This is a genomic window from uncultured Zoogloea sp. (assembly GCF_937894855.1).
Lineage (GTDB): Bacteria > Pseudomonadota > Gammaproteobacteria > Burkholderiales > Rhodocyclaceae > Zoogloea > Zoogloea oryzae.
The window spans coordinates 1-10,091 of sequence record NZ_CALAYQ010000142.1 but is presented as its reverse complement, the minus strand read 5'-3'; the positions used below and the strand labels follow the sequence as shown (position 1 = coordinate 10,091).

The following is a 10,091-nucleotide window of genomic DNA, read 5'->3' as shown; positions in this document are numbered from 1 at the left end:
GCGCAGGTCGGCCACTTCGGCTTCGGGGAAGTCGCGGCCGATGTTGACGCCGGTGAAGTGGTGGTCGTCTTCGTTGGCGCCGGTGACGAAATCGGCCATCACCGCGACGCTGCGATCCATCACCACGCGGCCGGCAAAGCCCACCGGGCCCAGGGATCCGGCGTTGGCGCCGAAGGCGGCGAGGATGGAGGCGGGGGAGGCGAAGGTCAGCGGGTTCTTGACGCCGGCGATCTTCTGGGCCTTGACCTCGTTGAGTTCGTGGTCGCCGCGCAGCAGGAGCAGCAAGGGCTGGTTGCCGGTGGACTCGTCGCCATCGACGACGATGGCCTTGACCATGGACGTGGCCGGCACCTTGAGGAAGGCGGCGAGTTCGTCGATGGTCTTGACGCCCGGGGTGTGCACCTTGGTGAGGGCGACCGCAGCGGCGGGGCGCGGCGTGGTGGGCGCCAGGGCTTCGGCCAGTTCGACGTTGGCGGCGTAGTCGGAATCCGGGCAGTAGGCGATGTCGTCCTCGCCGGTCTCGGCGATCACGTGGAATTCGTGGGAGCCGGTGCCGCCGATCGAGCCGGTGTCAGCCGCCACCGCGCGGAACTTCAGGCCCAGGCGGTTGAAGATGCGGTGGTAGGTGTCGTACATGTTGCGGTATTCACGCTGCAGATCCTCGAAGGAGCTGTGGAAGGAATAGCCGTCCTTCATCGTGAATTCGCGGCCGCGCATCACGCCGAAGCGCGGGCGGATCTCGTCGCGGAACTTGGTCTGGATCTGGTAGAAGTGCTTGGGCAGCTGGCGATAGCTGCGCAGATCCTTGCGCACCACGTCGGTGATGACTTCCTCGTGGGTCGGCCCGATCACGAAGTCGCGGTCGTGGCGATCCTTGAAGCGCAGCAGCTCGGGGCCGTAGAAATCCCAGCGGCCGGATTCCTGCCATAGCTCGGCCGGCTGCACGGCAGGCATCAGCACCTCGATGGCGCCGGCACGGTTCATCTCTTCCCGCACGATGTTCTCCACCTTGCGCAGGGCGCGCAGGCCCAGGGGCATCCATGTGTAGATGCCGCCGGCGAGGCGTTTGATCAGCCCCGCACGCATCATCAGCTTGTGACTGATGACTTCGGCGTCGGACGGGGCTTCCTTGAGCGTGGAGAGGAAGAACTGGGAGGCACGCATGGGCGGATGTCCGTTACTAAAGAGAACTCATGATTTTAGCGTGCTTCTAAGGGATTGGCTGCGTCCAGTTTGCGATGCACCGATTTGGGGTTGCTTCTTTCACGGCGTGGGGAAATGTGGAAGAATCCAAGACAGTTCATGAATTAAAGGTTGCACCATGCTCGATCGTGAAGGCTATCGGCCTAACGTCGGCATCATTCTGGTGAATGCGCGCAACGAGGTTTTCTGGGGCAAACGGATACGAGAACATTCCTGGCAGTTTCCGCAAGGCGGAATCAAGCACGGCGAATCGCCGGAACAGGCCATGTACCGTGAGCTCTTCGAAGAAGTCGGCTTGAAGCCTGAGCACGTCCGCATCATCGGCCGCACCCGCGGCTGGTTGCGCTACGAGGTGCCCAAGCATTGGATCAAGCGTGAATGGCGTAACACCTATCGTGGTCAGAAACAGATCTGGTTTCTGCTGCGGCTGGTGGGGCGCGATTCTGACGTTTGCCTGCGTGCCAGCAATCATCCGGAGTTTGATGCCTGGCGCTGGAGCTATTACTGGGTGCCGCTCGAAGCGGTGATCGAGTTCAAGCGCGGGGTGTATCAGTCTGCGCTGCTGGAGTTGTCCCGCCTGCTGTTCCGCGACAGGCTGTTCGACATCCCTGAAAGCTACCGCCTCGCTGCGGCGGCGGTGGCACAGGCGATCTCCGACGTGCCGCGCTCGTCGTCCTGAACAAAAAACCGGCCTGCTTTTGCAGGCCGGTTTTTTGTTGGGCGGAAACTCCGCGGGCGGTGACCTGTCTCAGCTACCATACAAAAAAATCCGGTTTGGTCCGGAGCCGCCAGACGGCGCCGGTTTTCGCGTAGGGCAATGTGGGAGGAGACACCATGGAGCGCTTGCACTATCAACCGATCAAACAGTTCCGGGTCAGCGGCGGCAGTTGCGACATCACCGACGCCTGGAGCATGGCGAGGGTCACCCTCTCGTCGCCGGCCATCGAGGTGATGACCGACCTGAGGCGGATTCCCGCCGCCACCATCGACCAGGACACCAGTCTGGCCGAAACCAATCACAGCATGATCCTGCGCGGTGTGCGCCTGCTCTTCGTGACCGATGCCAACCGGCGCGTCGCCGGCATCGTGACGGCCAGCGACCTGCTCGGCGAAAAGCCGACCCGCGTCGCCCGCGAGCGCATGATGCGCCACGAGGAACTCACCGCCCGGGACATCATGGTTCCCACTGATGACCTCGATGCAGTGTCCCTGTCCGATGTGCTGCGCTTCGAGGTTGGCCATGTGGTTGCGACCCTCAAGTCCTGTGGCCGGCAGCACACGCTGGTGGTCGAGGACGGGCCGGACGGCAGCCGGGCGGTGCGCGGCATCTTCTCCGCGTCGCAGATCGCCCGCCAGATGGGCATCCCGCTCCAGACCACCGAAGTCGCGCGCACATTCGCCGAGATCGAAGCGGCCATCGCCAACTGAAATGCAGCCTGTCTGCCGGGTTTTGGCCCGGCCGGCGGGGGAGTTGTAGAATCGCGTTTCTGCTCCCCCGAGGGTTTTCATGATTTCCGTCCCCTTTCGCCTGCCCGCCGGTCTTGTGCCGGCGGTGCTTGCCGGGCTGCTGATTGCAGCGCCGGCTTCGGCCCAGAGAACCGCACTCTTCGAGGACGAGGCCAAGTCCCCGTGGCAGGAGGTCGAGATGCCTTTCCCGGCGTATCCGACCGACGCCAGCCTGATTCCGCTCCAGGTCGGCCCGACCGCCACCGCGCGCTTCTTCATTGACGAAAAATCCCTCAGCCTGGCCGCCGATGGCGTCCTGCGCTTCACGCTCGTGGTGCGCACCCAGGGCGGTGCCGAGAACGTGACCTACGAAGGCATCCGCTGCGAGACGGTCGAGCGCAAGCTGTATGCGATCGGTCGCAAGCCCGGCGACTGGGTCGCGTCGCGCAATGTCGAGTGGCGTCAGATCGAGGAGAAGACGGCCAACCGCGTCCATGCGGCGCTGGCCAAGGACTATTTCTGTCCGCCGGGCGTCGTCCCTCCGGGCCTTGGGCAGATCATCGACTCCTTGCGCCGCGACGGCGGCGTGCGTTGAACATCACAAAAAAGATAGGTGGCAGGACATGCTTGACCAGTTGATCATCGGCTTCGACAAGGCGCTCCGCACGGTGTTTGCCAATGCGCACACGGTTCGTCCCACGCCGGGCGAGCAGTTGCCCGAGGCGGAGTTGTCTGACGAGGAAAAGCGTCATGCGGCGGCGCTGATGCGCGTCAATCATTGCGGCGAGATCTGTGCTCAGGCGCTCTATCAGGGGCAGGCGCTGATGTCGAAGGATGAGGGCATCAAGCGGGCCCTCGAATCCGCCGCCCACGAAGAAACCGAGCACCTGGCCTGGACCGAACGGCGGATCGCCGAGCTGGGTGGGCGCAAGAGTCTGCTCAATCCGGTGTGGTACACGGGTTCGCTGGCCATCGGGATGCTGGCAGCGCGGTTTGGCGACGGGGTGAATCTGGGGTTCCTGGCGGAAACCGAGCGTCAGGTCGAGTCGCACCTGAAGAGCCATCTGGACCGGCTGCCGCCGCAGGACCAGCGCTCGCGGGAGATCGTCGAGCAGATGAAGACCGACGAGGTGGCTCACGCCGAAACGGCGGTGCGCCTTGGCGCGATCGAACTGCCGATGCCGGTCAAGAGCGCCATGAAGGCGACCTCGAAGGTCATGACCGGGATCGCTTACTGGGTCTGATCGGGCGCCCGCCACGGGGCCTGTCGCGAGTGTGGCAGGGCCCGGGGCTGCATGAAACTGCCGGATCAGATCTCGACGATCTCCCAGGTGTGGGTGATCTCGGCCGTCTTGCCGAGCATGATCGTCGCGGAGCAGTACTTCTCGTAAGACAGCTTGATCGCGCGCTCCACCGAGTCGGGCTTGAGGTTGCGCCCCTTTACTGTGTAGTGGAAGGCGATGCGGGTGAACACCTTCGGGTCGGTCTCGGCCCGGTCGGCCTTGAGGCTTACGACGCAGTCGACCACATCCTGCCGGCTCCGCTTGAGGATCAGCACCACGTCAAACGCCGTGCAGCCGCCGGCACCGGCCAGCATCAGCTCCATCGGGCGCGGCGCAAGGTTGCGGCCGCCAGCCTCGGGGGCGCCATCCATCCCGACCAGGTGGCCGGAGCCCGTTTCGGCCAGGAAGGTCATGCTGTCGCCACCGGCCCATTTCACTACGCATTCCATATCTAGATCCTAAGCTTGTTCTTGTAAGAGCGGGATCGCCTGACGCCCGCAACGCCGGGATTGTAGCCGGCTCGCCTTGGCGTGGTGCGGCGCAATATTTGTGCGGTGCAACATGATGGTTGCTCCAGATTGTAGCAATGCACCGTCTGAATGCACTTGTCGTGCCCGGTTTCCTCCGAAAACCCCCGTTTTTTCGGGGTTTTTTAAAATAAATAAAATTTATTTTTTGATTAAAATATTTATACTGCAATGCACAAAAAACGCTTGCTAGCAGGGTCGTGCGTGGCCATAATGCAATCAGTCCAGTTGCTTTTGTAGCTTGAAGCGGCTGAAAGGTGTCTCCTCCACCCTCCTCCTTTGGTGTGGATTTAGCGCAGATCTCCCCGATCTGCGCTTTTTTTTATCTTCAGGTGGGGTTTGACATCAGTCAAAGCCGTGCGATACAATCCGCGGCTTTCCGAATTATAGTCGGTCCCGGTGTCGGGAAAAGTCTGAGGAATCTCCATGAAAACGTTTTCTGCCAAGCCGCATGAGGTCAAGCGCGACTGGTTCGTTGTTGATGCGACGGACTTGGTCCTTGGTCGGCTTGCTTCCCAAGTTGCGCTTCGCTTGCGCGGCAAACATAAAGCCATTTACACCCCGCACGTCGATACCGGTGACTTCATTGTCGTCGTCAACGTCGACAAGCTGCGTGTGACCGGCACCAAGGCCCAGGACAAGAAGTACTACCGTCACTCCGGTTACCCGGGCGGTATCTACGAAACCAACTTCACCAAGCTGCAGCAGCGCTTCCCTGCTCGCGTGCTGGAAAAGGCTGTCAAGGGCATGCTGCCCAAGGGCCCGCTCGGCTACGCCATGCTGAAGAAGCTCAAGTGCTACGCAGGCGCCGAGCATCCGCACGCCGCCCAGCAGCCCCAAGTACTCGCGATTTAACAGGAGCCGATAATGGCTGTGACTTACAACTACGGTACCGGTCGTCGCAAGTCGGCTGTTGCCCGCGTCTTCATGAAGAAGGGCACCGGCAACATCGTCGTGAACGGCAAGCCGGTTGATCAGTTCTTCTCCCGTGAAACCGGCCGCATGATCGTGCGTCAGCCGCTGGTCCTGACCAACTTCGCCGATCACTTCGACATCCTGGTCAACGTGACCGGTGGTGGCGAATCCGGCCAGGCTGGTGCCGTTCGTCACGGCATCACCCGCGCCCTGATCGACTACGATGCGGAACTCAAGTCCCCGCTGAAGAAGGCCGGTCTCGTGACCCGCGATGCCCGTGAAGTCGAACGTAAGAAGGTCGGCTTCCGCAAGGCGCGTCGTCGCAAGCAGTTCTCGAAGCGTTAATCGCTTCAAGCATCATCAAAAGGCCGCCTTCGGGCGGCTTTTTGTCATCTGGGCGTAGTATCTTTCGGCAGCAAAGGCATCTGGCCGGCGTGTGTCGGCTGTTCATTTCCTGATTTGGGGGCGAGCATGATCAAGGTTGGTGTGGTGGGTGGAACCGGTTATACCGGGGTCGAGTTGCTGCGTTTGCTGGCGCAGCATCCGGATGTCGAACTGAAGGCGATCACCTCCCGGGGGGATGCCGGCGTTCCGGTTGCAAACATGTTCCCGAGCCTGCGTCGCCGGGTTGATCTGTGTTTCGTCGATCCCCAGGCGGCCGATCTCGGTTCGTGCGATGTCGTGTTCTTCGCCACCCCGAACGGGATCGCGATGCAGCAGGCGGCCGAGCTGGTGGCGGCCGGCGTGAAGGTGATCGACCTGGCTGCTGACTTCCGCATCTCGGACATCGCCGAGTGGGAGAAGTGGTACGGCATGAAGCACGCCTGCCCCGAACTGGTGGCCGAGGCGGTGTACGGCCTGCCCGAAGTGAATCGCGAGGCCATCAAGAAGGCGCGCGTGATCGCCAATCCGGGGTGCTACCCGACGGCCGTGCAGCTCGGCTTCCTGCCGCTGGTCGAGGCGGGTGTGATCGAGCTCGACAACCTGGTGGCGGACGCCAAGTCGGGTGTTTCCGGCGCCGGGCGCAAGGCCGAGACCCACATCCTGTTCTCCGAGTCTGCGGACAACTTCCAGGCCTATGGCGTCGCCGGCCATCGTCACCTGCCCGAAATCCGGCAGGGCCTGTCTCGTTTCGCCAATGCGCCGGTCGGTCTGACCTTCGTGCCGCACCTGACACCGATGATCCGCGGCATCCATGCCACGCTGTACGGCCGCATCAAGAAGGACGTCGATCTGCAGGCCTTGTTCGAAGAGCGCTTTGCCGGCGAGGCATTCGTCGATGTGATGCCGAAGGGCTCGCATCCGTCCACGCGCTCGGTGCGTTCGGCCAATATGTGCCGGATCGCGGTTCATCGTCCTCAGGGCGGTGATGTGGTCGTCGTGCTGTCGGTCATCGACAATCTGGTGAAGGGAGCCGCGGGGCAGGCGGTTCAGAACATGAACATCCTGTTCGGTCTGGACGAAACGGCCGGGCTGGGTCAGATCCCCCTGATGCCCTGAACTAAATACGAGTAATTTTGTCGACTATTTGATGCCCATGCCTTGACCGAGGCCTGGAGGCTGACCATAATCAGACGATAAATTTGAAGGAGTTGTTTCATGAATGCCGTAACCGAGACCCCCGTCCCCCTGGTTTTCACCGATAGCGCCGCCAATAAGGTCAAGGATCTGATCATTGAAGAAGGCAATCCCGACCTCAAGCTGCGGGTGTTCGTGACCGGCGGTGGCTGTTCCGGCTTCCAGTACGGTTTCACCTTCGACGAGATCCGCAACGACGACGACACCGTGATGGAAAAAGATGGCGTCATGCTGCTGATCGATCCGATGAGCTACCAGTACCTCGTGGGCGCCGAGATCGACTACACCGAAGGTCTGGAAGGTTCCCAGTTCGTGATCCGCAATCCGAACGCCACTAGCACCTGCGGCTGCGGTTCGTCCTTCTCTGCCTGATCTGGTTGTGCGGGTGCGCTGGCGCTAGCTGGCTGCACCACAAAAACAAGGCCCGTCATCTTGCGATGGCGGGCCTTGTCTTTTGGAGCGGCAATCGCTGCGCTCAGTCGAGCTGAACGAACTTGCTCTGCTGGAGGTGGGCGATCTGGGTGGCGAGGGCGTCGGTCTGGTGACGGAAGGCGCTGAGCGTGTTGCCGGTGAGCGCCGCGGCGTTGGGCAGGGTGACGGTGAGCGGATCCTGGTGCACGTTGTTGATGCGGAATTCGTAGTGCAGGTGCGGTCCGGTTGCCCAGCCGGTGCTGCCCACGTAGCCGATGGTGGTGCCCTGGCTGATCCGTGCGCCGGTCTTGATCTCGCGGGCAAATCCGCTCAGGTGGCCGTAGGCGGTGGTGTATTTGTCCCGATGGCGCAGGACGATGAAGTTGCCGTAGCCGTTCTGCTGTCCGACGAATTCGACCACGCCATCGGCAGTGGCCTTGACGGCGGTGCCGTGAGGGGCTGCGTAATCCACGCCCTTGTGTTCACGCCAGGTGCCGAAAACCGGGTGAAGCCGCATCGAAAAGCCGGAGCTGACACGCGAGAACTCGAGCGGCGAGCGCAGGAAGCCTTCCTTGTGGCTCTTGCCGTCCTGGTTGTAGTACTCCTGGGTGCCGTTCGGGTGGGTGAACAGGTAGGCCGAGTGGCGGGTGCCCTGGTTGATGAACTCCGCCGCGAGGATTCGGCCGGTACGGATGGCGCGCCCCTGGTGGTAGGCGACTTCGTAGATCACGCTGAAGCGGTCGCCCCGGCGCAGGTCGGAGTGGAAGTCGATGTCGTCGCCAAAGATGCGGGACAGCTCCTCGGCCACGCTGTCGGGCAGGCCTGCGGTATCCATTGCGGCAAACAGCGAGGACTGGACTACGCCGCTCTGCATATGTACGCGCGTTTCCAGCGGCAGGGCGCGCTGGCTGGCCTGGAGTTTTCCGTCGACCACCTCGACCGTCAGGCTGGTGTCGGCGCCAGGCGGGCAGATGGAGGCGGATTGCAGGCCGCCTTCGGCGGTGGTGGCGACGATGAGCGTGGCGCCCGGCCGGAAAGTTCCGGCAAGCTCACGCGTCAGTTTGGGGTTGTTGGCCTGTGCGGTGATGGCGCTGGATGAAACGCCCAGGCGGCGCAGTGCGCTGGCGAAGCTCTCGCCATTCTTGATGCGGTCTTCGCGGATGAAGGGGCGCGTATCGTCCCGGCGCACGACGGCGGGAACCGCGGTGAGTTGTTCGACGACGGTTTCTGTTGTCGTAGGAGCGTTTGTGGTGCCCGGCGCCACCGCGATGGCAGCTGCCATGCCGATAGCGGAGCCGATGCCCGCGCTCAGCAGGCGCCAGGCCTTGGCCGGGTCGTCTGCACGAAGCTTTTTGAGATGCGCTAAAATTATCGACTTTTCTCCAAGCATCGGGCTTTCCAAGCAAAAACAAGCCGCGAAGTCTACCAAATAGTTCGCGACTTGGACTTGCTCGAGGACAAATATGACTGAAATCACTGCAGCGCTGGAGCTCATCACGCGCGGAGCCGACGAGCTCCTGATCGAAGCGGAGCTCGTCGAGAAGCTCAAGACGGGCCGCCCGCTGCGGGTCAAGGCCGGTTTCGACCCAACGGCGCCGGATCTGCACCTGGGACATACCGTTCTGATCAACAAGCTTCGCCACTTTCAGGAGCTTGGTCATCAGGTGATGTTCCTGATTGGCGACTTCACCGGGATGATCGGTGATCCGTCGGGCAAGAACACGACTCGCCCGCCGCTCACTCGCGAGCAGGTGCTCGAGAACGCTAAGACGTATCAGGAGCAGGTCTTCAAGATACTAGATCCGGCCAAGACTGAGGTGTGCTTCAACTCCAGCTGGATGGAGGCGCTCGGCGCGTCCGGGATGATCCGTCTGGCCGCCCAGCACACGGTCGCGCGGATGCTTGAGCGGGATGACTTTGCCAAACGTTACGCCGGGCAGCAGCCGATCGCGATTCATGAATTCCTGTATCCGCTCTGTCAGGGGTATGACTCCGTGGCGATGAAAGCGGATGTCGAACTCGGTGGCACGGATCAGCGCTTCAACCTGCTGGTTGGCCGCGAGTTGCAGAAGCACTACGGCCAGGCGCCCCAGTGCGTGCTGACGATGCCGCTGCTGGAAGGTCTGGACGGCGTTAACAAGATGTCCAAGTCGCTTGGCAACTACATCGGTATCTACGAGCCGCCCAACGAGATCTTCGGCAAGGTGATGTCGGTTTCCGATGACCTCATGTGGCGTTACTACGATCTGCTGTCCTTCTTGCCGGCGACCGAGATCAAGGCGCTGCGCCACTCGATCACCGAGGGGCGGAATCCGCGGGATATCAAGGTCAAGCTCGCCCAGGAGCTGGTGGCTCGTTTTCACGGTGCGGCGGCGGCGGTTGCGGCGCTCGAGGATTTCGAAGCGCGCTTCCAGCGGAATGCGATTCCCGACGAGATTCCTGAGGTTTCTGTTGAGGCGGGAGCGGATGGTCTGGCCATCGCTGCGGTGCTCAAGCAGGCAGGGCTGACCGCGAGCACCTCCGAATCCCTGCGGATGATCGATCAGGGTGGGGTTCGTCTCGATGGCGAGAAGGTGTCAGATCGCGGTCTGGTGCTGGCGGCGGGGGTGGTCGTCGTGCTGCAGGTCGGCAAGCGCAAGTTTGCGCGGGTGTCGTTGGTTTGAATTAATTTCCCCAAACCTCTTGACGGCTTCTGATAGTTCTTTATAATTCGGCCCTCTTCGCAGCG

12 protein-coding genes are annotated in these 10,091 nt (G+C 62.0%); 9 read left to right on the top strand and 3 right to left on the bottom strand.

What is annotated here, in order from left to right:
* A partial coding sequence (locus Q0672_RS16190) for a proline--tRNA ligase (protein ID WP_298623870.1) occupies window positions 1–1,164 on the bottom strand: 1,164 nt, incomplete at its 3' end.
* 157 nt (window positions 1,165–1,321) lie between these two features.
* Here Q0672_RS16190 and Q0672_RS16185 point away from each other — a divergent pair.
* The 4 genes from Q0672_RS16185 to coq7 all read left to right on the top strand — a co-directional run bounded on the left by Q0672_RS16185 (window position 1,322) and on the right by coq7 (window position 3,893).
* Window positions 1,322–1,882 (top strand): RNA pyrophosphohydrolase, encoded by a 561-nt coding sequence (locus tag Q0672_RS16185; protein ID WP_153160215.1) that lies wholly within the window; start codon window positions 1,322–1,324, stop codon window positions 1,880–1,882.
* 155 nt (window positions 1,883–2,037) lie between these two features.
* Window positions 2,038–2,631 (top strand): CBS domain-containing protein, encoded by a 594-nt coding sequence (locus Q0672_RS16180; protein ID WP_153160216.1) that lies wholly within the window; start codon window positions 2,038–2,040, stop codon window positions 2,629–2,631.
* A 79-nt stretch (window positions 2,632–2,710) separates the two neighbouring features.
* Window positions 2,711–3,244: a CNP1-like family protein gene (locus tag Q0672_RS16175; RefSeq protein ID WP_298623867.1), complete on the top strand. Its 534-nt coding sequence runs from the start codon at window positions 2,711–2,713 to the stop codon at window positions 3,242–3,244.
* Window positions 3,245–3,272: 28 nt separating this feature from the next.
* Window positions 3,273–3,893 carry a 2-polyprenyl-3-methyl-6-methoxy-1,4-benzoquinone monooxygenase gene (coq7, locus tag Q0672_RS16170; RefSeq protein ID WP_153160218.1) on the top strand — a complete coding sequence of 207 codons (621 nt, stop codon included), beginning with the start codon at window positions 3,273–3,275 and terminating at the stop codon, window positions 3,891–3,893.
* A 65-nt stretch (window positions 3,894–3,958) separates the two neighbouring features.
* Here coq7 and Q0672_RS16165 read toward each other — a convergent pair whose 3' ends face one another.
* Window positions 3,959–4,381: an OsmC family protein gene (locus tag Q0672_RS16165; RefSeq protein WP_153160219.1), complete on the bottom strand. Its 423-nt coding sequence runs from the start codon at window positions 4,379–4,381 to the stop codon at window positions 3,959–3,961.
* A gap of 504 nt (window positions 4,382–4,885) precedes the next feature.
* Here Q0672_RS16165 and rplM point away from each other — a divergent pair.
* From rplM to erpA, 4 genes are all read left to right on the top strand, one after another.
* A complete protein-coding gene (gene rplM / locus Q0672_RS16160; RefSeq protein WP_079437046.1) occupies window positions 4,886–5,314 on the top strand; it encodes a 50S ribosomal protein L13 in 429 nt (142 codons plus the stop codon).
* Window positions 5,315–5,326: 12 nt separating this feature from the next.
* Window positions 5,327–5,719 carry a 30S ribosomal protein S9 gene (gene rpsI / locus Q0672_RS16155; RefSeq protein WP_153160220.1) on the top strand — a complete coding sequence of 131 codons (393 nt, stop codon included), beginning with the start codon at window positions 5,327–5,329 and terminating at the stop codon, window positions 5,717–5,719.
* 126 nt (window positions 5,720–5,845) lie between these two features.
* Window positions 5,846–6,874, top strand: coding sequence for an N-acetyl-gamma-glutamyl-phosphate reductase (argC, locus tag Q0672_RS16150; protein ID WP_153160221.1), 1,029 nt, complete (start codon window positions 5,846–5,848; stop codon window positions 6,872–6,874).
* A gap of 99 nt (window positions 6,875–6,973) precedes the next feature.
* Window positions 6,974–7,324 (top strand): iron-sulfur cluster insertion protein ErpA, encoded by a 351-nt coding sequence (erpA, locus tag Q0672_RS16145; protein ID WP_153160222.1) that lies wholly within the window; start codon window positions 6,974–6,976, stop codon window positions 7,322–7,324.
* Between the two features lie 103 nt (window positions 7,325–7,427).
* On the opposite strand, the gene Q0672_RS16140 is transcribed toward erpA, so the two are convergent.
* Complete coding sequence (locus tag Q0672_RS16140; protein ID WP_298623858.1) at window positions 7,428–8,645, bottom strand: M23 family metallopeptidase; 1,218 nt, start codon at window positions 8,643–8,645, stop codon at window positions 7,428–7,430.
* 181 nt (window positions 8,646–8,826) lie between these two features.
* Here Q0672_RS16140 and tyrS point away from each other — a divergent pair, with 181 nt between their 5' ends.
* Entirely contained in the window at window positions 8,827–10,026 is a 1,200-nt protein-coding gene (tyrS, locus tag Q0672_RS16135) for a tyrosine--tRNA ligase (protein WP_298623855.1), read from the top strand.
* The last annotated feature ends 65 nt before the right edge of the window (window positions 10,027–10,091 follow it).